Origin of the sequence: Cryobacterium adonitolivorans (assembly GCF_004402695.1) — a bacterium.
Classification (GTDB): Bacteria; Actinomycetota; Actinomycetes; order Actinomycetales; family Microbacteriaceae; genus Cryobacterium; species Cryobacterium adonitolivorans.
Genome location: NZ_SOFL01000002.1, coordinates 158,448 through 184,867 on the forward strand (window position 1 = coordinate 158,448; position 26,420 = coordinate 184,867).

24 protein-coding genes and 1 pseudogene are annotated in these 26,420 nt (G+C 68.4%); 21 read left to right on the top strand and 4 right to left on the bottom strand.

What is annotated here, in order from left to right:
* Positions 1-26 precede the first annotated feature (26 nt).
* Positions 27-863 (top strand): slipin family protein, encoded by an 837-nt coding sequence (locus tag E3O42_RS01025; protein WP_338144909.1) that lies wholly within the window; start codon positions 27-29, stop codon positions 861-863.
* Between the two features lie 10 nt (positions 864-873).
* Here the strand turns inward: E3O42_RS01025 and E3O42_RS01030 are convergent, their stop codons facing one another.
* Positions 874-1,695, bottom strand: a complete 822-nt coding sequence (locus E3O42_RS01030) for an alpha/beta fold hydrolase (protein WP_134452079.1) — start codon at positions 1,693-1,695, stop codon at positions 874-876.
* A gap of 192 nt (positions 1,696-1,887) precedes the next feature.
* On the opposite strand from E3O42_RS01030, the gene E3O42_RS01035 reads away from it, so the two are divergent.
* The 3 genes from E3O42_RS01035 to E3O42_RS17850 all read left to right on the top strand — a co-directional run bounded on the left by E3O42_RS01035 (position 1,888) and on the right by E3O42_RS17850 (position 4,253).
* Positions 1,888-3,576, top strand: a complete 1,689-nt coding sequence (locus E3O42_RS01035; RefSeq protein ID WP_134452080.1) for a long-chain-fatty-acid--CoA ligase — start codon at positions 1,888-1,890, stop codon at positions 3,574-3,576.
* A gap of 88 nt (positions 3,577-3,664) precedes the next feature.
* A complete protein-coding gene (locus E3O42_RS01040) occupies positions 3,665-4,102 on the top strand; it encodes a DUF6325 family protein (protein ID WP_198414021.1) in 438 nt (145 codons plus the stop codon).
* 1 nt (position 4,103) lies between these two features.
* Entirely contained in the window at positions 4,104-4,253 is a 150-nt protein-coding gene (locus E3O42_RS17850) for a hypothetical protein (protein WP_166787852.1), read from the top strand.
* A 131-nt stretch (positions 4,254-4,384) separates the two neighbouring features.
* Here E3O42_RS17850 and E3O42_RS01045 read toward each other — a convergent pair whose 3' ends face one another.
* Complete coding sequence (locus E3O42_RS01045) at positions 4,385-5,047, bottom strand: hypothetical protein (protein WP_134452081.1); 663 nt, start codon at positions 5,045-5,047, stop codon at positions 4,385-4,387.
* A 347-nt stretch (positions 5,048-5,394) separates the two neighbouring features.
* Between E3O42_RS01045 and E3O42_RS01050 the strand changes: the two genes are divergently transcribed.
* Together E3O42_RS01050 and E3O42_RS01055 are read left to right on the top strand one after the other, a co-directional pair.
* Positions 5,395-6,036 (top strand): PadR family transcriptional regulator, encoded by a 642-nt coding sequence (locus E3O42_RS01050; protein WP_134452082.1) that lies wholly within the window; start codon positions 5,395-5,397, stop codon positions 6,034-6,036.
* 97 nt (positions 6,037-6,133) lie between these two features.
* Entirely contained in the window at positions 6,134-7,795 is a 1,662-nt protein-coding gene (locus tag E3O42_RS01055) for an alkaline phosphatase D family protein (RefSeq protein ID WP_134452083.1), read from the top strand.
* A 9-nt stretch (positions 7,796-7,804) separates the two neighbouring features.
* Here E3O42_RS01055 and E3O42_RS01060 read toward each other — a convergent pair whose 3' ends face one another.
* Positions 7,805-8,977, bottom strand: coding sequence for a globin domain-containing protein (locus E3O42_RS01060; protein ID WP_134452084.1), 1,173 nt, complete (start codon positions 8,975-8,977; stop codon positions 7,805-7,807).
* Positions 8,978-9,642: 665 nt separating this feature from the next.
* Here E3O42_RS01060 and E3O42_RS18155 point away from each other — a divergent pair.
* From E3O42_RS18155 to E3O42_RS01080, 4 genes are all read left to right on the top strand, one after another.
* Positions 9,643-10,542: an aggregation-promoting factor C-terminal-like domain-containing protein gene (locus E3O42_RS18155; RefSeq protein ID WP_206751220.1), complete on the top strand. Its 900-nt coding sequence runs from the start codon at positions 9,643-9,645 to the stop codon at positions 10,540-10,542.
* Positions 10,543-10,692: 150 nt separating this feature from the next.
* The gene (locus tag E3O42_RS01070) at positions 10,693-11,154 is read left to right on the top strand and encodes a methyltransferase family protein (protein ID WP_134452085.1); all 462 of its coding nucleotides are present in this window, start codon (positions 10,693-10,695) and stop codon (positions 11,152-11,154) included.
* A 41-nt stretch (positions 11,155-11,195) separates the two neighbouring features.
* Positions 11,196-12,194 carry an LLM class flavin-dependent oxidoreductase gene (locus E3O42_RS01075; RefSeq protein ID WP_134452086.1) on the top strand — a complete coding sequence of 333 codons (999 nt, stop codon included), beginning with the start codon at positions 11,196-11,198 and terminating at the stop codon, positions 12,192-12,194.
* Positions 12,195-12,248: 54 nt separating this feature from the next.
* Positions 12,249-12,608, top strand: a complete 360-nt coding sequence (locus E3O42_RS01080) for an MmcQ/YjbR family DNA-binding protein (RefSeq protein ID WP_134452087.1) — start codon at positions 12,249-12,251, stop codon at positions 12,606-12,608.
* A gap of 8 nt (positions 12,609-12,616) precedes the next feature.
* Here the strand turns inward: E3O42_RS01080 and E3O42_RS01085 are convergent, their stop codons facing one another.
* Positions 12,617-13,279 carry a histidine phosphatase family protein gene (locus E3O42_RS01085; RefSeq protein WP_134452088.1) on the bottom strand — a complete coding sequence of 221 codons (663 nt, stop codon included), beginning with the start codon at positions 13,277-13,279 and terminating at the stop codon, positions 12,617-12,619.
* Between the two features lie 573 nt (positions 13,280-13,852).
* Between E3O42_RS01085 and E3O42_RS01090 the strand changes: the two genes are divergently transcribed.
* The 11 genes and pseudogenes from E3O42_RS01090 (at position 13,853) to E3O42_RS01135 (ending at position 26,361) form a co-directional block, all read left to right on the top strand.
* Entirely contained in the window at positions 13,853-14,515 is a 663-nt protein-coding gene (locus tag E3O42_RS01090) for a lamin tail domain-containing protein (protein WP_166787853.1), read from the top strand.
* Positions 14,455-14,580, top strand: a pseudogene (locus E3O42_RS18360) (hypothetical protein); the annotation flags it as partial. The gene E3O42_RS01090 and the pseudogene E3O42_RS18360, both read left to right, overlap by 61 nt.
* A 348-nt stretch (positions 14,581-14,928) precedes the next feature.
* Positions 14,929-16,602: an FAD-dependent oxidoreductase gene (locus E3O42_RS01095; RefSeq protein WP_241984554.1), complete on the top strand. Its 1,674-nt coding sequence runs from the start codon at positions 14,929-14,931 to the stop codon at positions 16,600-16,602.
* Positions 16,603-16,982: 380 nt separating this feature from the next.
* Positions 16,983-17,564 carry a hypothetical protein gene (locus E3O42_RS01100; protein WP_134452090.1) on the top strand — a complete coding sequence of 194 codons (582 nt, stop codon included), beginning with the start codon at positions 16,983-16,985 and terminating at the stop codon, positions 17,562-17,564.
* Between the two features lie 121 nt (positions 17,565-17,685).
* Positions 17,686-19,242, top strand: a complete 1,557-nt coding sequence (locus E3O42_RS01105; RefSeq protein ID WP_134452091.1) for a DUF3375 domain-containing protein — start codon at positions 17,686-17,688, stop codon at positions 19,240-19,242.
* On the top strand, positions 19,235-19,975 hold the full coding sequence (locus E3O42_RS01110) for a DUF4194 domain-containing protein (protein ID WP_134452092.1): 741 nt from the start codon (positions 19,235-19,237) through the stop codon (positions 19,973-19,975). Before E3O42_RS01105 ends, E3O42_RS01110 begins: the two co-directional genes overlap by 8 nt.
* Positions 19,972-23,499 (top strand): ATP-binding protein, encoded by a 3,528-nt coding sequence (locus tag E3O42_RS01115; protein ID WP_134452093.1) that lies wholly within the window; start codon positions 19,972-19,974, stop codon positions 23,497-23,499. The genes E3O42_RS01110 and E3O42_RS01115 overlap by 4 nt, the downstream gene beginning before the upstream one ends.
* Positions 23,500-23,548: 49 nt before the next feature.
* A complete protein-coding gene (locus E3O42_RS01120) occupies positions 23,549-24,454 on the top strand; it encodes an alpha/beta fold hydrolase (RefSeq protein WP_134452094.1) in 906 nt (301 codons plus the stop codon).
* A 187-nt stretch (positions 24,455-24,641) separates the two neighbouring features.
* Positions 24,642-25,127 (top strand): hypothetical protein, encoded by a 486-nt coding sequence (locus E3O42_RS01125; RefSeq protein WP_198414023.1) that lies wholly within the window; start codon positions 24,642-24,644, stop codon positions 25,125-25,127.
* Positions 25,121-25,369 (top strand): helix-turn-helix transcriptional regulator, encoded by a 249-nt coding sequence (locus E3O42_RS01130; RefSeq protein WP_134452095.1) that lies wholly within the window; start codon positions 25,121-25,123, stop codon positions 25,367-25,369. Before E3O42_RS01125 ends, E3O42_RS01130 begins: the two co-directional genes overlap by 7 nt.
* Positions 25,366-26,361 carry an NAD(P)-dependent alcohol dehydrogenase gene (locus E3O42_RS01135; protein WP_134452096.1) on the top strand — a complete coding sequence of 332 codons (996 nt, stop codon included), beginning with the start codon at positions 25,366-25,368 and terminating at the stop codon, positions 26,359-26,361. Before E3O42_RS01130 ends, E3O42_RS01135 begins: the two co-directional genes overlap by 4 nt.
* Positions 26,362-26,420 lie beyond the last annotated feature (59 nt).

The window sequence follows — 26,420 nt, forward strand, 5'->3', positions numbered from 1 at the left end:
CGCAAAATGACCCATAGACGGTGAATGTGACTGAGGCATCCGTCCCGTGGAAGGTGTTCCTGATGGTGGCGTTCTGGGTGCTGCTGGCACTCGTCGTGATACTGCTGATCGTGCTGTTGGCAATGTCGATCCGAGTGGTGACGCAATTCGAGCAGGGCGTGCTGTTGCGTTTCGGCCGGCTGGTCGGCAACTTGAAGCCTGGCCTGCATTTCATCATCCCGTTCGTCGACGTCATGCACCGGGTCTCTCTGCGCATCGTAACCCTGCCCATCGAATCGCAGGGCATCATCACCCGGGACAACGTGAGCGTCGGGGTCTCGGCGGTGGCCTACTACCGGGTGATCGATTCGGTGAAGTCGATCGTGGAAATCGAGAACGTCCGCACCGCGATCGAACAGATCGCCCAGACCACCCTCCGCAAGGTGGTCGGTCAGCACGTCTTGGACGAGACCCTGACCAATACCCAGGTGCTCAACGTGAGTGTGCGGGAGATTCTGGATGCCCAAACCCTCGGCTGGGGGGTGCAGGTGACCCTCGTCGAGCTCAAGGACATCATGTTGCCGGACACCATGAAGCGGTCGATGGCCAAGCAGGCCGAGGCCGAAAGGGAGAAGCGGGCAAAGATCATCAACGCCGAGGGCGAGCAGCTGGCCGCCGCCACACTCGGCCAGGCGGCGGATATCATGATGGCGCATCCCATCGCCCTGCAGCTGCGCAACCTGCAGACCCTCGTCGAGATCGGTGTTGACAAGAACACCATTGTTGTGTTCCCCGCCCCGTTGATGAGCACCATCAGCGAACTCGGCACCTTCCTGGCCCGGGAGTCCCGGAACGCGGCAGCGTCCGCCGCCGACACGGACTGAGCTGGAAGCGTCAGTCGTCGACGGCGCTTGCCGCGCTGCCGGACGCTGGTGTGCTCGAGGTCAGGCTCCGGTGCAGTGCGGCGGCGAGAACGGCGATGTCCACATCGTGGGACTGGCCGGGTAGCTCGACGTGCCTCCCGTTCGGCAGGGCGGTGGCCAGGGCCCTGGCGGACTCGCGGATGAACTCCGCTGCGAATTCGCCGCTCATCACCACAGCGGGAACCTGGATGGCTTCGATCCGGTCGTAGGGGAGCAGGCCGTCGCCGAGAACGGCATCGTCGTAGGCAAGCGTGGGAGCGATCGCCTCGAACCCGGCCCACATCGGCGTCTGCCGCATGCCCGCGATCTGCTCGGCGGGCATGCCCACCCGGGCCAGGAAGAGGGCCATGGCGTCCCCGCGGCGCCCGGCGGCCAGCGCCGCGGCGAGTTCCCGGGAGTATGCGATGACGACGGGATCGAGGTCGATGCTCACCGGCACCTCGTAGAGCGCCAGTTCACTCACCGACCCATCGAGCCGAGCGGCAGCTGCGATGACCAGGGCGCCGCCGCTGGACATGCCGAAGAGGGCCGCGTTGCCGCCGGCCAGCTGGATCAAAGCGGCAATGTCATCGATCTCCCGGTCAACCGCGAACGGCATGGTGTCGCTGCTTGCGCCTCGTCCGCGGCGATCGTAGACGTACACGGTGAAGCTGTCGGCCATCAGCGCGGCGAGGAGGCGCATCGGCCCGGCATCGCGGTAACACGTGGCGCCGTCGACCAGGATGAGGGCGGGCCCGGCACCGAGGCTGTCGAAGGCGATCGTGGTGCCGTCGGGCGACCTGACTGTGGGCATGGTGTCTCCTTCGATGGTTCGTCGGGGTCGGAATGTCCTGCGACGGCAGAGCTTCTCCCTCACACCGTGCCACCGGGTGAGGGGAGCGGTCAACCGGCTAGCGCCGGAAGATCTGCCGGGTCTGCACAGACGTGCTCCGCCTCGCACCGTGTTGTGCCGACCCCGCGGAGCGGTTCGCGGGAGGATGTCTGCATGGCCACTACTGAGCAACAGCCCTGGGTTAAGCACTATCAGCCGGGCGTGCCCGCCGAGATCGACTACCCCACGACCTCGCTCGTGGAGATGCTCGAGCATGCCGTCTCGGAGGCCGGCGACCATCCGGCGCTCGAATTCTTCGGACGCCGCACCAGCTACGCCGAACTCGGCGCCCTGATCGACAAGGCGGCCGAGGGGCTGCGCCTGCTCGGGGTGCGGGCCGGCGACAGGGTTGCGCTGATCCTGCCGAACTGCCCGCAACACGTCGTGGCGTTCTACGCCGTGCTGCGCCTGGGCGGCGTGGTGGTTGAGCACAATCCGCTCTACACGTCACCCGAGCTGCGACACCAGTTCGAAGACCACCAGGCCCGCATCGTGATCGCCTGGGACAAGGTCGCCCCGACGGTGCGCGCGTTCCCGGCCGACATCGAGATCGACCACATCGTCTCGGTCAACCTGCTGCAGGCCTTTCCCACCGTGAAACGGCTGGCCCTCTACCTTCCCGTGAAGAGCCTGCGCGAGTCCCGTGCGGCACTGACCGGCTCGGCGCCGGGGACAACCCCGTGGAAGGACCTGTTCAGCCACGGTGCGATCGACCCGACCCACCCCCGTCCGGCGCTGAACGATCTCGCGGCCATCCAGTACACCTCCGGCACCACCGGCCGGCCCAAGGGTGCGATGCTCACCCACTACAACCTGCACTGCAACGCTCTGCAGGGCGAGGCGTGGATGCACGGCGCCGAGTATCGCAAAGAGGTTTTCTACGCGATCCTGCCGATGTTCCACTCGTTCGGCCTCACGTTGTACCTGACGTACGGCATCCACAAGCAGGCGCTGCTGGTGCTGTTCCCCAAGTTCGACCCGAAGACCGTGCTTGACACCATGAAGAAGACCCCGGCCACGGTGTACTGCGCGGTGCCGCCGATCTATGAGCGCACCGCGCTCGCCGCGAAGGAACGCGGCATCTCGCTGCGCTCCTGCCGATTCTGCATCTCGGGGGCGATGAACCTGCCCGACCATGTCGTGGAGCTGTGGGAGTCGGTGTCAGGCGGGCTGCTTGTAGAGGGCTTCGGCATGACCGAGGCGTCGCCGGTGGCGATGGGCAATCCGTTCTACCCGACCCGCCGCCCCGGCACCGTCGGCATCCCGTTCTCCTCGACCCTGATGAAGGTCACCGACCCCGATGACCCGACCGTGGAGGTGGAGCAGGGACAGCCAGGAGAGCTGCTGCTCAAGGGACCGCAGGTGTTCCAGGGCTACTGGAACAACCCTGAGGAGACCGCCAAGACCCTGACCCCGGACGGCTGGTTGCGCACCGGTGACATCGTGACCGTGGACGAAGACGGGTTCTCCACCATCGTCGACCGGGCCAAGGACCTGATCATCACCGGCGGCTTCAACGTGTCGCCCACCGAGGTGGAGACCGTGCTGCGCCTGCATGCCTCGGTGGTGGATGCGGCGGTGTTCGGCAAGACACTGGAGCGGGGCGGCGAGATGGTCGTCGCCGCGGTCGAGCTCGAACCCGGGGCGACCCTGGACGAGAAGGCCCTGCAGGACCACTGCCGGGAGCACCTGGCCGCGTACAAGATTCCCCGACGGATCGTGCAGATCACCGACACTCCGCGCACGATGCTCGGCAAGGTGCTGCGCCGCAAGGTGCGCGAGCAGGTGCTGCCGACCCTCTGAATGACCTTCACCCATCGCGGGTGACGCTGGCGCTGCCGGAGGGTTGGACACTGACACCTCCGGCAGACTGAGACGACGGCGCACCTCCGTGCCCATCGAACTCGGGCCGGTCGACTGGATCGTAGTGGAGTTTCCGGGCAGCACCTTCAACGGGTCGATCGCTCCGGAGATCACGTCGCTCGTTGACCGGGGTCTGGTGAAGATCCTGGACTTGCTGATCCTCATGAAGGACGCCGACGGCGCATTGGAAATCGCCGAACTTTCGGACCTCGAAGACGGCGAACTCGGGGAACTGCGAGCCTTCGAGACCGAACTGGCCACCCTCCTCAGCGAGGATGACGTGATCTCGGCGGCCGAGGCCATCGAGCCCGGCAGCACCGCCGCGCTCCTGGTCTGGGACAACCTCTGGGCCGCTCCGTTCGGAGCGTCGGTGCGGCACGCCGGCGGCCAGCTGGTGGCCAGCGGCCGCATCCCGGTACAGGTACTCCTCGCCGCGATCGAAGCCGATGACACGGAAGGAGCCTGATATGCCTATCGCACGCAGACGAGTTGGCTGGCCAGGGGTGATCGGGGCACCCATGGCCCGCACCGCCGCCACAGTGGGGACGGCGGCTGTCGTCGCCCACCGGGTGCGCCGCCGCGGCGACCGCCGGGACGACAGGCGCGACCGCCGCTGATCCGGTGTGACCGAGGCCGGCCCGGCTGTGAAGCCGGCAGGGCGAGTGCGCCTTAACCATCACAGGGCGACTCCCGGAAGGGAGCCGCCCGCTCTGACCGTCCAGTGCTGAACGGTGACTGCTGGAGAGGGTTAGTCGCCGAGGACGGCGCCCAGGTCGACGTCGCCGAGGGAGTCGCCCACAGTGGAGTCGACAGCGTCGCTGATCTCTGCGCCGAGATCACCGCCGGTGACATCGCCGCCGGTGACATCGCCCAGGTCAGCCTCATTCGCCGAACCCACCGGGGCCTCCACCGGTGCGTCGACCGGCGCGGTGACGGGAACGCTGGCGGAGGTGTCGTTGCCCGATGCCACCGGTCCGTTGCCGGAAGCGATAGGGGCGTCGATCCCGTTGGCGACGTTGTTGCCGGAGGCGACGTCGCCGGTGTCGCTGTTCAGCGAGTCCTCAACGATGGGACCGCTGACGACCGGGCCATTGACAATGCCACCGTCGTTGACGGAGGTGTCGGTGCCGGAGACTCCGTTGCCGGACACTTCCGTGCCGGAAACGTCGGCACCCGAAACCACGGGGGCCAGGATGCCTGTGCCGACTGCGCTGTTCCCGGTGACGGCATCCCGCAGGATGTCGTCGATGGCCTGGGTGCTCGTGGCCGACGTGGAACTGTCTGTCACCGTGGAGCCGGCGTTGTCGAGTTCCGCGGCCTGGGCGGGAGCCACGAGGCCTCCCACGATGAGGGCAGATGCTGCTGCACCGGTAACGCCAAATGCAGTGATTCGCTTCGTGATGGTCTTCATTGTCTGAACTCCAATTCATTAGTTTCGCTCCGGCCTCGGTGTTTACCCGGGCCGCATAGGTGGTCCGGAGCCTCTGCGCCCCTGGATTGGTCGGGCCGCGATATTTCGCTCTGAATCGGCCGTAATACCATCGGCGAATCAGCCGAGCAGGCGCGCCGTTCGCAGTCGTGGCGCACGATGGCCAGAGTGGCGAGAGCGGCCAAAAGACTCTCGAGAATTTTTCTCGGGCTCGACAAAATTATTGACATTGCGACATTCAGCGATATATCGTTGAGTGTCGTGGAAGTTCCGCGGCGCGTGCTCGCGACACCAGCGAGGCACGACATCGTGAAAGGACGATGACGATCATGAAGCGCTATCACCACACACACCATTCAGATTCCGGCGCCCCTGAGTTCGGTGCCCCGCAGTTCGGGCCGGGCATGAGCCGCGCCCACCACGACTCGCCGCAGGGCCACGGTCGCGGTTTCGGCCGGGGATTCGGTCCGGGCGGTCCCGGCTTCGGCGGTTTCGGTCCCGGATTCGGCCCCGGAGGTCCCCGCGGCTCCCGTCGCGCCAACCGGGGCGACGTTCGCTCGGCGATCCTCTCCCTGCTGGCCGACGGTCCCTTCAACGGCTACGGACTCATCCGGGCCATCGAGGAGAAGACCGGCGGCGCCTGGCGCCCCAGCCCCGGCTCCATCTACCCGACCCTGCAGCAGCTCGTCGACGAGGAGCTCATCTCGCCGACCGGTACCGAACGCCGCACGGACTACGAACTCACCGAAGCCGGCCGGGCCTATCTGGCCGAGCACGCCGACGACCTCAAGAAGGCGTGGGAAGCCACCCCGGGACAGTCGGACGCCGACGCCGCCTTCCACGAGAGCGTCGGCAAGCTCTTCGGTGTTGTGCATCAGTTCCGCTCGTCGGCGACCGATGCCCAGCGTGCCGCCGCCACCGAGAAGCTCGACGAGGTGCGCCGCGCGTTGTACCTCATCCTCGCGGACTGAGCCGTACGGGCGCGGACATTCCTGCTGCGCCCGGCCGACGACCGGGCCAGAATGGCGGCATGTCCAAGAGCCGTGCAGACAGCGCCACACCTCAGCCATGACGACGTCGGCGCTGATCCTCGGTCCGATGCTGCGGTACGTCGATACCGACTCCGCCAGTGTGTGGGTCGAGACCGCGCGGGCCGGGCAGGTCACGGTGAGGGCCGACGCCAGGACGTGGTCGGCGCGCACCTTCGCCGTGCACGCGCACCACTACGCGTTGGTGCAGGTCGACGGGCTGGCACCGGGCACGACCACTCCGTATGCGGTCGACATCGACGGCGTGCAGGTCTGGCCGACGGCGCCGTCACATTTTCCGGCATCCGTCATCAGCACGCTCACGCCCGGCGCACCCCTGCGGCTGGCATTCGGATCGTGCCGAACCAGCGTGCCGCACGACGCGAAGGGCAACCGCACCCACGGTGTGGATGCCCTGCGCAGCTACGCGCTGCAGATGGCCGCGCAGCCGGGCCGATTCTCCTGGCCCGACCTCGTGCTCTTCCTGGGCGACCAGGTCTACGCCGACACCACGAGCGAGCAGATGCAGCAGTTCATCCGTGCCCGGCGGGACCTCAACGAGCCTCCCGGGGAGGAGCTGGCCGACTTCGAGGAGTATGCGCATCTCTACGGCCTCGCCTGGTCCGACCCGGCGAATCGGTGGCTCCTGTCGACGGTGCCCACCGCTATGGTCTTCGACGACCACGACATCCGTGACGACTGGAACGCGTCGCTCAGTTGGAAGCGCGAGATGGAGCAGACCTCCTGGTGGCACGGGAGGCTGGTCGCCGGCCTGGCCTCGTATTGGGTGTACCAGCATCTGGGCAACCTGTCGCCCGTCGAGCGGGCAGCCGATGTGATCTGGCGGCTGATCGCCGGCCACGCCGGCGACGCCGAGCTTGACCTCAGCGACAGGCTCGACGCTTTCGTCGAGCGCGCCGACGCCGAGCCGGCCAGCTATCGCTGGAGCTACTGCCGGGACTACGGCGACAGCCGGCTGATTGTGGTCGATTCCCGCATTGCGCGCAGGCTCGACCCCGAAGACCGGGCCCTGATCGACGACGACGAATCCGGCTGGCTCGACGAGCGGATGCGCGGCGGCTTCCGCCATCTGCTGGTGGGCACGTCTTTGCCCTTCCTGTTGCCGACGGGCCTGCACCACCTGGAGGCTTGGAACGAGGCGACCGCAGAGGGCGCCTGGGGCGGGCCGATGGCCGTCGTCGGCGAGAAGCTGCGCCAGGCCCTCGACCTCGAACACTGGGCCGCCTTCCAGTCGAGCTTTCGCCGGGTGGCGCAGATGGCCACCGAGGTGGCCGACGGCAAACGTGGCCCGGCCCCCGACACCATCACATTCCTCTCCGGCGACGTGCACTACTCCTATGTCGCCGAGGTGGAGCGCAGCTCGGGCAGCCGCATCATCCAGGCCGTCTGTTCGCCGATCCGCAACCCGCTGGCCCTGCCGCTTCGGTCGTTCTCGGCCGTGCTGTCCTATGCCATCGCGAACCGTCCCAGCGAAATGCTGGCTCGGTCGGCCGGGGTGCCCGCGTCACCCCTGCGGTGGCGGGGGATCCTTGGGCCGTGGTTCGAGAACTGCCTCGCCAGCGTCTCGGCGACGCCGGCGGGGCTACGGTTCCGCTGGATCACAGGCATCGACCGGGGCGATGGCCGGGCGAGGCCCCGGGTGAAAGAAATCGCTGCCATCACCGTTTCGCCGCGTCTCTGAGAATTGCGCCTAGGCGCTCGCGAGCCAGAGGTCAGGGCCGAAGACCTCGTAGTGGATGCGAGCGGCCGGGACCCCCGACGCCAGCGCCTGTGCGCGCATCGCCCGCATGAACGGCAGCGGCCCGCAGAGGTACACCGAGGCGTCGAGCGGGATGGTCACCGAATCCAGAGACATGAAACCGTCGTGCGCGGTGTCCTGGGCGCTCGGCGCCTCGAGCCAGAGTTCCAGTTCGGCTGTTTCCAGGATTGCGACGTCGGCGCGCATCTGTTCGCGCAGGGCCCAGCGCTCGATGGTGCTCTCGGCGTGCAGCACCAGCACCTTCCGCTCCGACCCCGTCTCGACCAGCGAGCGCAGGATCGACGCCAGCGGGGTGCAGCCGATACCGGCCGACGCCAGCACCAGGGGGCCGTCGCCCGTGCTGAGGGTGATGTCGCCGCAGGGGTTGGAGAGCGTCAGCTGGTCGCCGACCTGCACGTCGCGGTGCAGGACTGGGGAGACCTCCCCGTCGTTGTCCAGCTTCACCGTGAACACCCGGGTCTCGGTGCCGGTGCCGGCCGAGAGCGAGTACTGCCGCACCTGGCGGATCCCATCGGGCATCCGCACCGTCACGCCCACGTACTGGCCGGGCCGGGACGCGGACGCCGGGGTGTCATCGGACGGCACGAGCGTGAACGTCACGGCGTCGCTGCCGGCGGGGTCCCGGCGCGTGACCGTCCACGGCGCGAGCGGCTTGTCGCTGGCCGCGGCGGCGTACAGGCCGCTCTCCTGCTTGATCAGGGCGTGGGCCATCAGCCAGTAGACCTCGGTCCAGGCATCCGCGATCTCGGCCGTGATGACATCGCTGAGCTCGGCGGCGATGGATTCGAAAAGGTACTTGTAGACCACGTCGTACTGCTCGGGCAGGATGCCGAGGGAGACGTGCTTGTGGGCGATGCGGGAGAGCATGATCTCCGGCGCGCTGAGGGGGTCCTTCACGAGATGGGCGGCGAACGCGGCGATGCTGCCCGCGAGGGCCTGCTGCTGCACGCCGCTCTTCTGGTTCGAGCGGCTGAAAAGGCCGTCGAAGAGTTCGGGATGCGCGGTAAACATGCGCGCGTAGAACCCGGTGGCGATGGCGGGCATCCGTTCGCCGACCAGGGGGAGCGTTGCTTCGATGAGGGGGTGGGACTGGGGGGACAGCATGCCGGCTCCTGACGTGTGGGGAAGTGGTGCGGGGAGTAGATGGGGAGTCTTACGCTAACAACCGCTACCCCCGGCCGAGGGAGGCTAAAGCCTCTAGTGGCGCCGATGACCGATACGGGACACGAGCGCCCCAGCGGCTCCGGAGCGACGGGTCCAGACTGGTCGCATGTCCACAGGTGTGCACCTCGTTCGCTCGGCCGCCGCGCCGCTCACTCGCACCAGCCCGCGAACGACACCCGGCCTGGACCTACAATCTGCTGGCGCTCACGGATGATTTTTCAAGGGGGGTTGCGAAAATTCTGAGAAAAGTTTTGGGTCGCGTGACGGCGCTTCGAAGCCCGGATTGACCCGGCAACTGCGGGTCGAATAGGCATCTCACCGGCAATCGAGAAGTGATCCAGACCTCCGGGCGGCATGCAACAGGGGTACGCCGATTCGGAGGACCTTCCCGGTGAGCGGTGAGGATCTATGCAGAAACATACTGCAGGGTTAGTCACTTCGCCCGGGTGGGCCCCCGCCCGTGGACGTCGACTAAGAACCGCTTTGCGTCCTCGTACATGCGATTCGCTCAGTGAGAGACATACAGAACTGTGACTACCCCGAACTCCCGCACTCCCGCAACACCCAAGACATCAGCTACATCCGCTACCGCCGTAATCCCCGCGGTGCCCATCGAGACCCGCGCGTCGAAGACCCATCGCACCCGCGTCACCCGTCGCTCAGCTGCAGCGATCGCTGTGCTCTCCATCGGTGCAATGGTCGGAACTGGATTCGTGTTGGAGCCTGCGATGGCCGCCCAGAACGATCGCGCGTCCGAAACCAAGACCCTCTCAGCCAGCGCGGCGCACTCAGAGCAGCTCGAGGCTTACAGCAGCATCACGCACGCCCACGCTGAGAAGGCTGCCACCGACACCATCGCCGGCGCGACCCCCGTGATCGCTGCGGCCGCGAACAAGGTCGACGCTACGCAGGTGGCCACGCCCGTCGCGATGCTCAACAACTACAAGTACCTGGCACCAGAGCGAATCTACGAGCTCGTCAGCCAGACGAACGCAGAGCTCCCACCCCTGCAGGCCGCAACGGCCGAGGTTGATCGAGTGGCTGCCGAGCAGGCCGCCGCGGAGGCTGCCGCTGCCGCCGCGGCCCAGGAGGCCGCCGAGGCACAAGCCGCGGCCGAAGCTGAGGCTGCCGAGGCTGCCCAGGCCGCCAAGGCTGCCCCGAAGACCAGCACTGCTCCGGCCCCGTCTGCACCGTCCAACCCGAGCGGCGCACAGGCCGTCGCCCGCGACATGATGTCCGCCAAGTACGGCTGGGGCGCCGACCAGTTCGGCTGCCTCGTCAGCCTGTGGGACAAGGAGTCCGGCTGGAACGTGAACGCGTACAACGCCTCGAGCGGTGCCACCGGTATTCCGCAGGCGCTGCCCGGCAGCAAGATGGCCACGGCCGGGTCGGACTGGGCGACGAACGCCTCCACCCAGATCTCCTGGGGCCTGGGCTACATCTCGGGCTCCTACGGCACACCGTGCGCGGCCTGGGCCAAATCCGAATCTGTGGGCTGGTACTAACCCACCAGGCACATTTTCATCACCTGACCGGCCCGCGGCCCAGGTTGAGGGGGCATTGCTCCCTGAAGCTGACCTGCGGGCCGTTCCGCCTGCAGACACGACGCGCCGGGTGCCCTGCCCAGCACCGTGACGCGGGCGTACTCTCGGGGCATGAAACGTGCGCTCGCCTCCGGCCTCGTCTTTGTGCAGATACTGCTGCTGGTAGGCCTCCTAGTCTTGCCGCATGGCACAGTGTGGCCGGTGAACAGCTTCGTCGTGGCCACCGCGATAGCGCTCCTCGCGGTGGGGGTGGCTCTGGCCGTGCAGGGGTCCACAACGCTGGGCCCCGCCATGACGGCCAGCCCGATACCGCGCGAGGACGCCCCGCTGGCCACCAATGGGGTCTACGCGGTGGTGCGCAACCCCATCTACACGGGGCTGATGGTGGGGGCGCTGGGACTGGTCCTGATCGGCTCCTCCCTTATGCACGTCGTGGCGTGGGTGGCCCTGATCGGTCTCCTGGCCGGAAAGACCCGCTGGGAGGAGCAAATGCTCGTTGAGGAGCACCCGGCGTACTCGGACTACGCGGCCCGGGTCGGCCGGTTTCTGCCGGGTGTCGGTCGGATCCGGTGAACGCGGGTATCGATTCGCCTCCGAAAACCGTTACCCCGAACATGACGACACCGCTCTCCATACTCGACCTCGCCCCCATCGCCCCCGGGCAGACCGTCAGGGAAAGCTTCGCCGCCAGCGTCGCGCTCGCCCAGACCGCCGAAAAGCACGGGTACGAGCGGGTCTGGTATGCCGAGCACCACAACATGCCCACAATCGCGTCGTCGGCCACCAGCGTGCTCGTCGGCCACATCGCCTCGCAGACCTCCACCATCCGGCTCGGATCCGGCGGAGTGATGCTGCCCAACCACTCGCCGCTCACCATCGCCGAGCAGTACGGCACCCTCGCGGAGCTGTACCCCGGCCGCATCGACCTGGGCCTGGGCCGGGCGCCCGGCAGCGACCAGACCACGGCCAGGGCTATGCGCCGCGACCCGCGGGCCTCCGACCAGTTTCCGCAGGACGTGATGGAGCTGGCCGCGTACCTGCGCGACGAATCGATCATCCCCGGTGTGCGGGCGGTGCCGGGAGCGGGCACCAACGTTCCCCTCTACATCCTGGGGTCCTCCCTCTTCGGTGCCGGTCTGGCGGCCGCGCTGGGCCTGCCGTACGCGTTCGCGTCGCACTTCGCCCCCGACTCCCTGTTTGAGGCCGTCGCCACCTACCGGCGAGACTTTCGGCCGTCGGCGCAGCTCGCCGAGCCCTATCTGATGGTGGCCGCCAATGTGATCGCGGCCGACGATGGGGCGGATGCCGCACAGCAGTTCGAGATCATGCGTCGCTCCAGGGTGCGCAGCATGATCGCCCGCGGACCGGCGTCGCCCGAGTACTCCGACGACCAGATCGATGCCTTCCTCACCACCACCGAGGGGCGCCGCCTGGCCGACATGATGCGGTACACGGCCGTGGGCACTTCGGCGGACGTGCGCACGTTTCTCGACGACCTGGTCGCATCCACCCAGGCCGACGAACTCATCCTCGCCCACGCGTCGCAGCAGATCGGTGACCGACTGCGCTCCGTGGAGCTGACCGCCGGCGCCATGGCCGGCGTCCTGGCCTGAGGCGCCAACGATCACTCCCTGTTGCCGCCGTGACAAGCGGCTAAGGTCACAGACATGACCCCGGATTCCCTCGTCGAGTTCTGCCTCAGCCTGCCCCAGGCCACCGAGTCGTTTCCGTTCGGCGAGGAGACCAGCGTCTTCAAGACCAGCGGCAACGGCAAGATCTTCGCTCTCAGCGCCCTGGCCGGTGAACCGTTCAAGGTCTCGCTGAAATGCGACCCCGAAGAAGGGCGTGCGCTGCGGGAAGAGTTTCCCGAGCACATCACCCCCGGCTACCACCTCAACAAGAAGCACTGGATCACCGTCGTGCTAGACGGGGTCGTGGAAGACGAGCACGTGGAGCAGCTGCTGCGCGACAGTCACGCGCTCGTTCGACCGAAGGTGCCCCGGGTGCCACGGGGGAGCGCCGGGTAAGCACCTGACTACGAGGCGTCGAGCGCTTCGCCGGTCGGGTCCACGGCATTCGTGTCGACCAACGGCATACCACCCAATGGCACCCCCGCCCAGGAGAGCAGCGTCCAGCCCTCGTCGGGCGACCCCGTCAGCTCGACAACGCCGGTGTTGGCCAGGTCGTGCAGCCCGGCGAACATCGGCGGCACATTCGTGGCGCGAGCCGCCGCCCAGACCCGGATCGCGGCGCCGTGGCTGAACACCGCCGCCGTCGCGCCGCTGGCCGCGGCCACGGCGATGTCGGCGTCGAACCGGGCGAAGAACGCGTGGCCATCCGGCCCGCCGGGCATGCCCACATCGAGGTTGCCGGCGCCCCAGGCGAACACCGTCTCCATGTAGGTGCGAACGGATGCGTGATCGCTGCGTCGCTCGAGCGCGCCGGCTTCGATCTCGTGCAGGCCGTCGGTGACCTGGATGTCCAGGCCGCGGTCGACGGCGAGCGGCCGGGCCGTGAGCTGGGTGCGATGCAGCGTGGACGCGAAAATACTGTCGATGGAATCGAACCTGAGCGCCTCGGGAATAACGGCGGCCTGACGTTCGCCGAGCTCGGTCAGGCCCGGGCCCGGGTGGGCGGTGTCGAGTTGCCCGAGTACATTGGCGGGCGTCTGGCCGTGGCGGATCAGGAGGAGTCGCATGGTCGTTCCAGCATAGGCACGGGGCGGTCAGTGCAATAGGCGGTCGCTCATGTAGCCCGGGCAGAAGGCGGGCGGCTGAGTGACGGGCGTTTGTGAGGACAACGGTCGGAAACAGGGACCCTGTGTCCAATCCCGTCCTTGGAATGTCACTTTTTCCCGAGAACGAGGTGCGGTTCTGCACTCTCAAACCAATCACGGAACCGTGTGCTCCGGCTGCGAGCCGAGTGAGAGCGTTCGTTCGCCGTTCACCGGGATTTTTCGCGGCATCGCCACGGTGGACCGGGCCCATCCGAGGCTCGTCACCCACAGCCTCGAAGGGGGCATCCCTGTGCGCACTCACTGGCGTCGGCCAATCCCGGCCGCCATCCTCACCCTCGCCCTGGCGGTTCCACTCGCCGCGACCCTGAGCCCGACCGTGGCCGCCTTGGCTGCAGAGGCTCCCGCGGTCCGCATCAACACCGCCACGGTGGCGGCGGATGTCTCCGGCTGGATCGTCAGGGACGACAAGGACGAGCGCACCTTCGCGCTGCCGGCGAACACCGTTATCGAACCCGGCGCTTCCTCGCCGTCGACGTGGGCGGCGCCGGCGCCACCAACTTCGGCCTTGGCACTGCCGATGTCGCCCGCCTCTTCCTGGCCGACGGCACCACCCTGGTCGACTCCTACGCCTGGGCCGCGCATGCCGGCACCAGCTGGGGTCGTTGCCCCGACGGCACCGGAGAGTTCCGCGAGACCACGGCGCCCACCCGTGGCGCAGCCAACGCCTGTGTCGTGTCGGCCTCCGACACCGTGCGACTCAACGAGGTGGAGTCAAGCGACGGCTACGCCGGCGACTGGATCGAGCTCGTCAACATCAGCACGGCGCCGGTGGATGCGTCCGGCCTGGTTCTGAAGGACAACGACGACAGCCACGCCCCAGTCCTGCCGACCGGTTCGACCATCGCGGCCGGCGGGTACCTCGTTGTCGAGGCGCCGGTCCTGGGCTTCGGCCTCGGCAGCGCGGACAACGCCCGCCTTTCCGACACCGACGGCGTTACGCCGATCGACGCCTACGACTGGACGGCCCACGCGAGCGCGACCTACGGCCCTGCCCCGACGGCGTCGGAGCGTTCGCTGACACGGCAACCGCGACCACGGGCGCCGTCAACGACTGTGTCGTTCCCGCGACGGCCGATGTGCGCATCAACGAGACCGAGTCGAACGGCGGCACGCCCGGCGACTGGGTGGAGCTGGTGAACCCGGGCCCGGTCGACGTGGACCTCAGCGGCTGGATCGTGCGCGACAACGACAACACCCACACCAAAGTCCTCCCGTCCGGCTCCGTGATTGCCGTCGGCGGATTCTTCATCGTCGAGGAGGGCATGCTCGGCTTCGGACTGGGCTCGTCCGACTCGACCGGTTTCGGTGCCCGCCACAGCGAAGCCGGGCGCGCACCGCATCGTCGTCGTGGCCCAGGACGGCACGCTGATCGGTTGGGACGACATCCTCGTCACGGCGATGACGGCAGCGACGACGGCGCAGGCTACCGCGGTCGCACCCACGAGGGTGCGGCCGCCGGACGCGTTCGTGCCCGGCGGAGGCGTCTTCCGTGGTCACGCCGCACGAACCTCAACTTGCGAGTACCCCCTGGGGTATCGCAGACTGGAGTCATGACCCAAACCCGATACGTCATCATCGGCGGCGTCGCCGGCGGCATGTCCGCTGCCACCCGCCTCCGCCGCCTCGACGAGAACGCCCGGATCACGGTGTTCGAACGGGGCGACCATGTCTCGTTCGCCAACTGTGGCCTCCCGTACTACCTCGGCAGCGTCATTGAGGAGCGATCCAGCCTGCTGCTGCAGACACCGGCGTCCCTCGCCAGCCGCTTCGCCCTCGACGTGCGGGTGGGCACCGAGGTGATCGGCATCGACAGCGCGGCCAAGACTGTCCGGGTGCGTGACCTCAGCACCGGCCGGGAGTCGACCGAAGGGTACGACGCCCTCGTGCTCTCGCCGGGCGCCTCGCCCGTGCGCCCGCCGCTGCCCGGCGGCGAGCGGATGCTCACCCTGCGCAACATCGACGACGTCGACGCCGCCATGGCCGCCCTCGCCGCGGCGCCCCGAAGCGCCCTCGTGATCGGCGCCGGCTTCATCGGCCTCGAAATGGTGGAGAACCTCGCGCACCGGGGCCTGGACGTCACCCTGGTGGAGCTCGATGATCAGGTGCTGCCGCCGCTCGACCCCGAGATGGCGGGCCCGGTGGCCGAGCGTTTGCGGGCCGCGGGCGTCAGCGTGCGGCTGGGTATCCAGGTCGTCGAGCTCGGCGCGGACACCGCCACGCTCAGCGACGGCAGTGTCGTGGCCGCCGACTTCGTGCTCGCCGCGATCGGCGTGCGGCCCGACACCGCCCTGGCGAAGGCCGCCGGCCTCACGATCGGCGACCGTGGCGGTATCGCGGTGGACGACCAGCTGCGCACCAGCGACCCCCACATCTACGCCATCGGCGACGCCGTGGAGAAGACCGACGCGATCTCGGGCGAACAGCGCTTGGTGGCCCTCGCCGGCCTGGCCAACCGCCACGGCCGTATGGTCGCCGACGTGATCACCGGCAGGTCCATCCGGGTGCGCCCGGCCCTCGGCACCGCCGTGGTGGGCATGATGGGACTCACCATCGCCGCGACGGGCTGGAACGAGAAGGTGCTCGCGGCCCGCGGGCGCAACATCCGGGTTATCCACACCCACCCCGCCTCGCACGCCGGCTACTACCCGGGAGCGGAGTCGATGGCGCTCAAGCTCGTCGTCGACGCCGACACCGACGCGATCCTCGGCGCCCAGGGTGTGGGCGGCAACGGCGTCGACAAGCGCATCGACGTGATCGCGACGGCCATGGCCGGCGGCATCACGGCATCCGAACTCGCCGACCTCGAACTGGCCTACGCGCCGCAGTTCTCCTCGGCCAAGGACCCGGTGAACATGCTCGGCTACGTGGCGCTCAACGCGGCCGAAGGTCTGACCCCGTCGGTGCAGTGGCACGAACTGGACGCGGCCCGAGCGGCCGGCGCCACCCTGATCGACGTGCGCACGGCGGGCGAGTACGCCGAGGCCGCGGTCCCCGGCTCGGTCAATATTCCACTTGACGACATCCGCGCCCGTCAGGCGGAGTTGCCCGAGGGCCGGCTGATCGTGCACTGCAAAGTGGGCCAGCGCGGCCATACGGCCGTGCGGCTGCTCGCTCAGCTGGGCCGCGACGCGGTCAACCTCGACGGGGGCTACCTCACCTGGGCTGCGGGCACGGATGCGGCGCGCACCGACCTCGAGCGCGCCGCCGCGCAGCTGACCGCCTGAGTCATCCGCCGGCACGGATTCGCCCAGTTGCCGCTAACGGCCCCTTGCGGGTGCGCGATTAGGCCATTGTCGGCAATTCGCTACTGCGTGACCCAGGGAGTTGAGCGATAGGGCCCCTTCAGCGCTCGTGACGGGCCTGGGCGTCATCGCCGGGGGCGCCGATCTGGTCAAGCAGGCGCTGCATGGCCAGGCGGCCGAGCTCCTCGCCGTCGACCTCGATCGAGGGAGCACCCCGCAAGCCCAGGGCCGCCCTTCAACTCCGCGAGCTGTGAGTTAAGCACCGAAAATCTCCGGGTTTCGGTGCTTTTCTCACGGCTCGCGGCCGTGAACTGGAGCATTTGGCGCCAAAGTCACGGCTCGCGGGTCCGTAAAATGAAACTGTGACGGATGCGACGCAGCACGCCCGGGTGCCGATTTCGCGCATCGTCGATGAGGGACTGCTCATCGCGCTGTCTTCGGTCCGGATGGCCGTCAAGAACGACATCATCGTCGCGGGCCTTGCCGAGCACGCCGACTATGACATGGCCAGGTTCGCCGCTTCGGCCCGCCGGGAGATGCTCGCCCTCGCCGAGGAGAACCAGGAGTCCGCCGAGCGGGTGCGGGTGCAGCGCAAGGAACTGACCTCGTCGACCTGGCGATACGACCTCACCCAGGACCAGCTGATGGACCTCCGGAAGCTCAAGCTGCGCCGGAAGGTGCACAAACTCCTCGCCGTAGCCCTGGCCGCCGTGGCCGAAGACGAGGAACAGGTCGCCCGCCTGGTGCGGGACGCCCAGAAAGCGGCCAGCAACGAGCTCCAGGACGCCATGCACACCCGCCTCATGCGACTGTCGATTGACGCGCTGGACCCCGAGTATCAGCTCCGCCGGGCCGAACGCACCGAAATGTTCGTTCTCGTCGATCTGGCCCTGCTCAAGCTCAAGGCCGACGAAGCAGCCGGTCAGGGCCCCGGCGACTACTGACCTTCTGGGCACGCCGCCCGCGGCGACTGCACAGCACGCCGCCGTCGCCGTTTCCCGGTCGCCGGGGCGACTACGGTTGAGGAGGTCCGGGGACGGGCCGGCGAGAGAGGAACGGGCACGAGTGAGCGACATTGCGGGTGAATTAGCGCGGGTGCGGGGCGCCTTCGACCGACCCACCCTGCGGCTGCTCGACCGCAAGTGGGCACCGTTCGTGCTCGCGGTGTTCAAGTCGTCGTTCAGCCGCGACCGCCGCAGCGTGCAGGCCGACAGGCTGCACACCCAGGTGGATGCCTACCTCGCCGACCTCCGATCCATTGGCAGTGAGATTCCCGGCAAGAACGGCCGGGCCCTCTGCGTGCAGTGGATGAACGACCAGTGGCTCTACCGCGAGACCGGGGAGGACGACGAGGAGCAGTACTCGCTCACCTCGCACGCCCTCGAGGCCCTGCTGCTTGTCGACGGGCTCTCCCGCGACCGCGCGCTGATCAGCGAATCGCGCCTCACCACCATCGTCGACACCGTGCGCCACCGCGCCACCCAGGCGAACCCGGACCGGGACGAACGCATCCGCCGGCTGGACCTGGAGATCGCCGAAAAGGCCGCCGAACGTGACCGCCTCGCCACCGGCGGCGAGATCGCCGCGGCCTCGAACGACCAGATGCACGAGGGTTACGCCAACCTGATCGACCTGATCACCCAGCTGCCCAGCGACTTCAAGCGCGTCGAGGAATCCGTCGCCGGCATGCACCGGCAGATCGTGAACGACTTCCGCGCCGAGGAACGGCCGATCAGCGAGGTGCTCGACGAGTATCTCTCCAAGACGGATGCGCTGATGTCGTCGACCGCAGAGGGCCGTGCGTTCGAGGGCGCCTTCGTGCTGCTGCGCAACGACGCCCTGCTCGCCGAGCTCAAGAACGACCTGGAGTCGATCATGCTGCACCCCTTCGCCCTCCAGCTCAGCGCCGCCGACCGGCGCAGCTTCATGGGCACCGTCAGCCTGATCCGCAAGGGTGTCGACGACGTCCTCACCCAGCGCAACGGCCTGACCACCACACTGCGCGAGCACATCGTGAACCACGACGTGGTCAAGGACCGGGAGCTGGAACGGCTGCTGCGTGAGATCAACAAGGAACTCGCCGTCTGGATGCAAACCGCCGGGCCGCGCTCCACGGTGACCGCCGAGCTGATGCCCGGCACCCTGGAGCTCGAGCACCTGCGCGAACGCTTCTACGACCCCGGCGCCCACAAGGCGCCGCCACCGCTGGAGGACGTCTCGGCGTTCGCTCCGGAGCCGCCGACCCTCGATGCGATGCGCACCCAGGGCGGCCCGCTGCTGGCCGAGCTCCGCGATGCCATGGTGTCGGCATTCACCGCCAACGGTGCCGCATCCGTCGGAGACGCCTTCAACAGCCTTGAACCGGCGATGCGCCGGCCGGTAGAGATCCTCGGGCTGCTGCAGATCGCCACCCAGGTCGAGGCCGTGGACCGCACGGATGCCGCGGCTGCGGCGGATGGCGCTGGCACCGCGGACATCGGCACCAAAAACGTCGAGACCGAGGACTTCGAGACCGTGCGACCCGACGGCTCCCGCCGCACCTTCAGGGTGCCGCGCATTACTTTGACCGACGACGACACCGCGGCCCTGGCCGCCCTGAACTATGGATCTGATCATGACTGACGACGTGGCCGCCGACGTAACCGACGAGACCTTCGAGGGCGCCGGGAGCGCCGAGACCGCCGAGGAGCAGGACGGCGCCCAGAGCTTCTCGCTCTTCGAGGGCGACGAGGGCGGCCTGACCGTGGAGCAGCGCCGCACCCTGGTGCTGCTGCTGAAGCACCGCTACATCTCGGCGGCCCTGCAGCCGGCCGAATGGCGCACCCTGCTCGCCTCGCAGAGCCTGCTCAAGTCGCGCCTCAATGACCTCTTCCTCGACCTGCACGTCGACCTGCATTACGAGGTGGCCTTCAAACGACAGGCCGTCGGCGAGGGCGGCGACAGGTTCCCGACCCTGCTGCATGACGTGGCGTACACCCGCGAGGAGACCATCCTGCTGGTGCTGTTGCGGCAGAGGTTCCGCAGCGAACGCGCCAGCGGCGTCGACATCGTCATCGTCGACCGGGACAACCTGGTCGAGAACGTCGCGCACTTCCGGCCGGAGCACGCCACCGACAGGTTCGGTGACGCCCGTCGCGCCGCCGCGGCCGTTGACAGCCTCGCGAAGGCGCGGGTGCTGCTGAAGACCAGCGACCCCGACAGGTTCCGGATCTCGGCCGTGATCGAGGTGCTGCTGCCCATCGAACGGCTCGGCGAACTGTGGGAATGGCTGGTGGAGCAGAACGGCCGGGAGTTCCTTGAGCCCGAACCCGAGACGTCCGAACCCGCCGACCCCGCCCTGGAGGCCGTCTCATGACCGATTCCCCGCTGTTCCACATGGACGGTGCCACCGAGGGAACCACCCAGTGGCGCGCCGAGTCCTTCCAGATGGTCAACTGGGGCGGCTTCCAGGGCCACCACGAGGTGGACTTCGCCGCTTCCGCCACCCTGGTCTCCGGCGCATCCGGCACCGGCAAGTCGAGCCTGCTCGACGCCTACCTGGCGCTGATGATGCCCTCTGACACCCCGTTCAACGGTGCGTCCAACGACGCCGGCTCCGGGCGGGCCCGCAGCGTCGACCAGCGCAACCTGATGACGTACCTGCGCGGCAAGACCGACTCCAGCCGCGAGGCCGACACCGGCCAGATGCACGACCAGGTGCTCCGCGGCGCCGACTCGGCCACCTGGGGTGCGATAGCGATGACCTTCATCGACGACAACCAGCGCCGGTTCACGGTGCTGCGCGCCTACTTCGTGCCGCGCGGCGCCACCAAGTTCGCCGACGTGACCATGAAGATGGCCACCCGCGACGGCCGGCTCGACCTGCGCGAGCTCGCCGACGTCACCGAGGCCCGCTTCGACAAGCGCGCCCTGAAGAACCGGTTCGCCGACCTCGACGTGTTCGACACGTACGCCGCCTTCTCCCAGACCCTGTACACCCGGCTCGGCATCGGCGCCAACGGCGAGGGCGGCAAGGCGCTGCGGCTTCTGGCCCGCATCCAGGCCGGCCAGCAGGTGAAGACCGTCGACGGCCTCTACAAGTCGATGGTGCTCGAAGAGCCCGCCACCTATGCCGCCGCCGACAAGGCCGTCGACCACTTCGAAGACCTGGAACGCTCCTACGGCGCCATGGTCACCGAGGCGCAGAAGGCCAAGGTGCTCGAACGCCTGCCCGAACTGCACCGCGACTACGAGACCGCGACCGAGAAGGCTGACCTGATCGACCGTTTCGGCGTGCACCGCGACGGTGACACCCCCTTCGTGCTCTGGCAGCTGCTCACCGAGCACGGCCTGCTCGATACCGCCGCCGACACCAACCGCGCCCGCCGGCGCGACAACCAGGTCCAGCACAGCGCGGCCCGGGATGCCGAGACCGAGCTGAGGAGCCGGGTCGCCGACCTGCTGCACCAGCAGCGCGACAACGGCGGCGACGCGCTCGCCGGCCTGCAGAACGACCTCGATGTGCTCACCGCCAAACGCGACGACGTGGCGGCGGAACGCGCCAGGTTCAACGACCGCATTTCCCTGTTGGGCGCCGTCGCCGGCACCGCTGACGACGCAGCCGACGGCGTCGCAGGTGATGTCGCCATCACCTCCGCCGACGGCTTCGCCGCCGCGCAATTGGCCGCAGAGGGATTCATCGCCAGGTTCGCCGCCTCCGAACAGGAGCTCGATCTCGAGCGGGTTTCCCTGCAGCGCACCGCCTACCCGGTCGAAGAGAAGATCCGCACCCTCAAGCAGGAGCACGCCTTCCTCAAGGGGCGCGCCAGCCTGGTTCCCCAGCACCTGCACAACGCCCGCCTGATGATCGCCGAGGCCGCAGGAATACCCGCCGAGGAACTGCCATTCGTGGCCGAGCTCATCGACATCGCCCCCGGTGAAGACGATTGGCGCCAAGCCGCCGAGGTCACCCTCGGCTCGGTCGTGCGGGTGCTGCTCGTCGACGAGAACCGGCTGGCCGCCCTCGGCCGCGCCATCGACCCGTTGCACATCCCGGTGCGCATCCACTTCGAAGGTGTCACCCTGCACCCGCACCAGCAGGTGCAGCATGACCCGCGGTACGTCTCCGGCAAACTGACCTTCAAGGACTCACCCTTCAGCCGCTGGGTGCAGGACCGCGTGCAGGCGCCCGCGATCGACGCGCTCTGCGTCAATGGTCCGGCCGAGCTCGCCGGCGACGGCTCCAGGGTCACCCAGAGCGGCCAGATCCGCCAAGGCAAGCGTGGCGCTCACGGGTGGAACAAGGAGCAGCGAGCCATCATCGGGTTCTCCAGCACCGTCCGCCTGGCGGAGATCAACGAGGAGCTGGCCGCGCTGAAGGCCTCCGCCGACTCTCTCGCGCAGCAGGCCTCCGCCAAGGCCGGGCAGATCATTGCCCTGCGACGCCTGAAGGATGCCCACCAGCACCTGCTCGACACCGTGTGGGCGGCCATCGACGTGGCTGGAGCCCAGGCGCGCATCGGCGCCAAGGAGGCCGAGCGGGAACGCCTGCTCGCCGGCAGCGACGTGTTGCGCGGGCTCCAGGACGAAGAGGCGCGGCTGTCGGCCGAACTGGAGACCGCCCAGAAGCACAAGCACCAGACCGAGCGGGAGGCCGCGGTGCTCGGCGAGGAGCATGCCGCAATCGTGGACCGCCAGGATGTTGTGAACGACAGGCTCGAGCGCATCACCGCCGACGAGTCGGTCACCCTGCCGGACGAACACGCCGCCGTCCTCGACGCGCAGTTCGCCGCCGTGAGCGACAGCGCCGAGCTGGCCACCTTCGCGAACGGCGTGAAGCGTCTCCGCGAGCGGCTCACCGAGCAGTCGAGCCAGGACCGCGACACCGCCCGCAGTGCCAGGGACACCCTGCTCGGCATCTTCGAGACCTTCCAGAGCCGCTGGCCCGACCCCAACATCGGCGTGGCGATGGAGTCCTACTCCAGCTACAACGACATCCTCGACGCCGTTTACACGCTCGGCCTCTACGAGCGCCGGCAGGAGTGGAAGCGGCGCCTGTCCGCGTGGAGCGGGCAGGACCTCGTTCCTCTCATCGGCGCCTTCACCACCTCGATCGAGGAGATCGAAGACCGGTTGCGGCCCATCAACGACATCCTCAGGACGCTGCCGTTCGGAGCCGGTCGCGACAGGCTGCAGATCTCGTTGCGCCGGCTGCACCAGGGCGACGCCTCGGCCTTCCGCAAGGAGCTCAAGCTGCTCTCCTCCGGCTCGACCGAGGAGTTCACCGACGAGCAGACCGAGAGCCGGTTCACCAGGCTCCAGGCGTTCATGAACCTCATCCGCCGGCCGGACGAGCTCGACGTCGCCGGCCAGGGGCGCGCCGTCGCCGCCCGCCACGCAGCCAAGGCCGACTCGGACCGCGACCTGCTCCTGGACGTCCGCAGGCACGTTGAGATCACCGCAGTGCGCACGACTCCCGACGGGGTGGAGGTGAGCACGTACTCGTCGCTCGGCGGGAAGAGCGGTGGTGAATCGCAGGAGCTCGTCGCTTTCGTCGTCGGCGCCGCCCTGCGGTTCCAACTCGGCGACGAGAGCCGCACCCGGCCGCGCTTCGCCCCGGTCTTCCTCGACGAGGGTTTCGTGAAGTCGGACTCCGAGTTCGCCGGCCGGGCCGTCGCGGCCTGGAAGGGCCTCGGCTTCCAGCTCATCGTGGGATCGCCGCTCGACAAGGTCACCGCACTCGAGCCGCACATGGACCTCGTGCTGTCGATGACCAAGAACACCGCGACGGGCTTCTCCTACATCACCCCGCTGATGTCGCCGGAGCCGCGGGACGCCGCGCAGCCCGAACCCGCCGGGACCGAAGCTGACAGGGCCGAACCCGATAGAAACGTGGCCTGACCCGCGCGCCGCTCTGGCTGGTCAGCTGAACGCGGCTTACGCTGGCCCGATGGTGTCAGTGCGGGATCTGCGACGCTCGGATGGCCGTGTGCTCCGGGTGCACGATAGCACTGGAGGTCCCGGCCTCGCCGATGATTCCGGTGCGGGCGGCGACGGAGGTTACGGAGGCGACGGCCCGCCAGGCGACGCGTCCCCGGCACGGCTCACGGTGCTCTGGCACCACGGCTCGCCGCAGACCGGGGCCCTGCTCGAGCCATTGCTCGCGGCGGCGGCCCAGCGGAGCATCCGTCTGCTCTCGTATGGGCGGCCCAGCTACGGCGGGTCGACGCCGCTGCCCGGCCGCACCGTCGGGTCGGCGGCGGCGGATGTCGCGGCAATCGCCGACGCCCTCAACCTGGGCAGGTTCGCGGTGATGGGCGCCTCAGGCGGCGGGCCGCACGCCCTGGCCAGTGCGGCGCTGCTGCCCGAGCGGGTGATCGCCGCCGCGTGCCTGGCCGCGATCGCACCCTTCGACGCCGACGGCCTCGACTTCTTCGACGGCATGGCATCGGATGGCGCGTTGCGCGCCGCCCTCGCCGGCCGACCGGCCCGCGAGCACTACCAGGCGACGGCGGAGTTCGATCCGGCTAGTTTCGTGGAGCGGGACTACGCCGCCCTTGGGGGCGACTGGGCGTCGCTGGGAGCAGACGTGGGGAAGGCCTCGGCAGCCGGTCCCGACGGGCTCATCGATGACGATATGGCCTTCGTGGTGCCGTGGGGATTCGACGTGACGGCGATCTCGGTGCCGGTACTGATCGCGCAGGGCGGCCTAGACCGTGTGGTGCCCCCCGCGCACGGGGCCTGGCTGGCTCACGCGATCCCGAACGCCGAGCGCTGGGACTCTGCCGACGACGGCCACATCTCGATCCTCAACGAGTGCCCGCCGGCGCTGGACTGGCTGCTCGCGCACTCCTGAGCCCGACCGTCGCTCCGCAGGCGCGGCGCGAGCAATTCGCCCGGGAACTCGTCGCAGCGCCGGTGCCTGAGGGCATCCGCCTGACTATCGCCTGGGCCGAACGGCGGTAGCGCCGAAGCGATCCTCCGCGGAGCGCTGGATAAGTAAAAAATACTTGACACGATGTCTAGACCGGCATACATTCATCGTGTCAACAATCTTTTACACGCTGGACACCATCCGGCGACCAGGCAGGGAGCTGCAGATGGCACACGAAGAACAACGCGCCTGGATCATGGCCGGCGTCACGATCATCGCGTACGGGATCTATCTCGGCTGGGTGCTCGGCGGCGCCCATGGCGAGCCTCTCGCCGAGGTGCCCTACGCCGCGGCGATGCTCTGGACGATCGGTGGCGCGATCGTGGGTTCGATCCTGCTCAACATCGTCGCCGCCATCCTCTCGCCACGGGATGCTACCGCGAAGGATCAGCGCGATACGGAGATCCACCGCACGAGCCAGTACATCGGTCAGTCGTTCGTCATTCTCGGCGCCGTGCTGGCGATGCTGTTCGCCCTGGCGGAAGTCGGCTTCTTCTGGATCGCCAACGTGATCTACCTCGGCTTCATGCTCTCCGCTCTGCTGGGCTCCGTCGCCAAGATCGTCGCCTACCGCCGGGGATTCCAGTCGTGGTGAAGGCGACGAGCGTGACCAACAACATCCGCGGCCTGCGTTTCGCGCACGGCGAGATGACCCAGGCAGCGCTGGCCGACCGGGTGGGCGTGACCCGGCAGACCATCATCGCCATCGAGCAGGGACGTTATTCGCCCTCTCTCGAGGTGGCGTTCCAGATCGCGCGGGTGTTCAATCGACCACTCGACGACGTGTTCCAGTACCCCGCAACTTCCATCCCCACTCGACCTGGAGGCACATCATGAGGGCCATCGTCCACCACAGCTACGGTTCGGCCGAGGTTCTGCACCCCGCCGAGATCGAGCGGCCGGCCGTCGGGGCCGACGACGTGCTCTTGCGCGTGGAGGCCGCGAGCCTCAACATCGGCGACTGGCACCTGATGGCCGGGTTGCCCTACCTCGTGCGCCCCGCCGTTGGCCTGCGCGCCCCGAAAACCCGGGTGCGGGGCATGGATGTCGCGGGTCGCGTCGAGGCCGTCGGCGCCAATGTCACCCGGTTCAGACCGGGGGATGAGGTATTCGGCGTCTGCGAGGGATCCCTGGCCGAGTACGCGATCGCCCGGCCCGACAAGCTCGAGCCCAAGCCTGGGGCCCTGAGCTTTGGACAGGCCGCGGCCGTGCCGACCTCGGCCGTCACGGCGTTGCAGGCCCTCGCCCAGATGCGGGCCGCCGGCCCGGGGGAGCGGGTGCTCGTGATCGGGGCCTCCGGAGCCGTCGGCGGCTATGCCGTGCAGCTGGCCAAGACGTTCGGCGCGCAGGTGACGGGCGTCGCCAGCACCGCCAAGCTCGACTACGTGCTCTCGCTCGGGGCGGATGTGGCCGTCGACTACACTCGCGGCGACATCACCCGGTCGGGCGAGCGCTACGACCTCGTGCTCGAAACTGGCGGCAACCGCTCGGTCTCGTCGCTGCGCAAACTGCTCGCGCCACGCGGCACCCTCGTACTGGTCGGCGGCGAAGGCGGCGGCCGGGTGACCGGCGGTTTCGAGCGGGCCCTGCGAGCTCTGCTGCTCTCGCCGTTCGTGACCCAGAAGCTCACCGGCCTGGTGTCGATTGTGCGCCAGGACGACCTGCACACCCTCGCGGAGCTGCTCGAGAGCGGGGCGATCACGCCCGTCATCGACCAGGTGTATCCGCTCGCCGAGGCCGCGACGGCCATGCGCCGCCTCACCGACGGCAGCATTCGGGGCAAGGTCGTCGTCACGCCTTCCTCAACCGGTCGGGCGAACCCGGCTTAGCCGAGGGCCTCCGCTTGATCGTCGACTGGGCGCACAGAGCGTAAAGTTCGGCACGACGC

Excerpts from the sequence above, each read along its gene's own strand:
- E3O42_RS01030 (WP_134452079.1), bottom strand. The coding sequence starts at position 1,695 with ATGCCCACAGTCAGGTCGCCCGACGGCACCACGATCGCCTTCGACAGC.
- E3O42_RS01035 (WP_134452080.1), top strand. The coding sequence starts at position 1,888 with ATGGCCACTACTGAGCAACAGCCCTGGGTTAAGCACTATCAGCCGGGC.
- E3O42_RS17850 (WP_166787852.1), top strand. The coding sequence starts at position 4,104 with ATGCCTATCGCACGCAGACGAGTTGGCTGGCCAGGGGTGATCGGGGCA.
- E3O42_RS01045 (WP_134452081.1), bottom strand. The coding sequence starts at position 5,047 with ATGAAGACCATCACGAAGCGAATCACTGCATTTGGCGTTACCGGTGCA.
- E3O42_RS01050 (WP_134452082.1), top strand. The coding sequence starts at position 5,395 with ATGAAGCGCTATCACCACACACACCATTCAGATTCCGGCGCCCCTGAG.
- E3O42_RS01055 (WP_134452083.1), top strand. The coding sequence starts at position 6,134 with ATGACGACGTCGGCGCTGATCCTCGGTCCGATGCTGCGGTACGTCGAT.
- E3O42_RS01060 (WP_134452084.1), bottom strand. The coding sequence starts at position 8,977 with ATGCTGTCCCCCCAGTCCCACCCCCTCATCGAAGCAACGCTCCCCCTG.
- E3O42_RS01070 (WP_134452085.1), top strand. The coding sequence starts at position 10,693 with ATGAAACGTGCGCTCGCCTCCGGCCTCGTCTTTGTGCAGATACTGCTG.
- E3O42_RS01075 (WP_134452086.1), top strand. The coding sequence starts at position 11,196 with ATGACGACACCGCTCTCCATACTCGACCTCGCCCCCATCGCCCCCGGG.
- E3O42_RS01080 (WP_134452087.1), top strand. The coding sequence starts at position 12,249 with ATGACCCCGGATTCCCTCGTCGAGTTCTGCCTCAGCCTGCCCCAGGCC.
- E3O42_RS01085 (WP_134452088.1), bottom strand. The coding sequence starts at position 13,279 with ATGCGACTCCTCCTGATCCGCCACGGCCAGACGCCCGCCAATGTACTC.
- E3O42_RS01095 (WP_241984554.1), top strand. The coding sequence starts at position 14,929 with ATGACCCAAACCCGATACGTCATCATCGGCGGCGTCGCCGGCGGCATG.
- E3O42_RS01110 (WP_134452092.1), top strand. The coding sequence starts at position 19,235 with ATGACTGACGACGTGGCCGCCGACGTAACCGACGAGACCTTCGAGGGC.
- E3O42_RS01115 (WP_134452093.1), top strand. The coding sequence starts at position 19,972 with ATGACCGATTCCCCGCTGTTCCACATGGACGGTGCCACCGAGGGAACC.
- E3O42_RS01120 (WP_134452094.1), top strand. The coding sequence starts at position 23,549 with ATGGTGTCAGTGCGGGATCTGCGACGCTCGGATGGCCGTGTGCTCCGG.
- E3O42_RS01135 (WP_134452096.1), top strand. The coding sequence starts at position 25,366 with ATGAGGGCCATCGTCCACCACAGCTACGGTTCGGCCGAGGTTCTGCAC.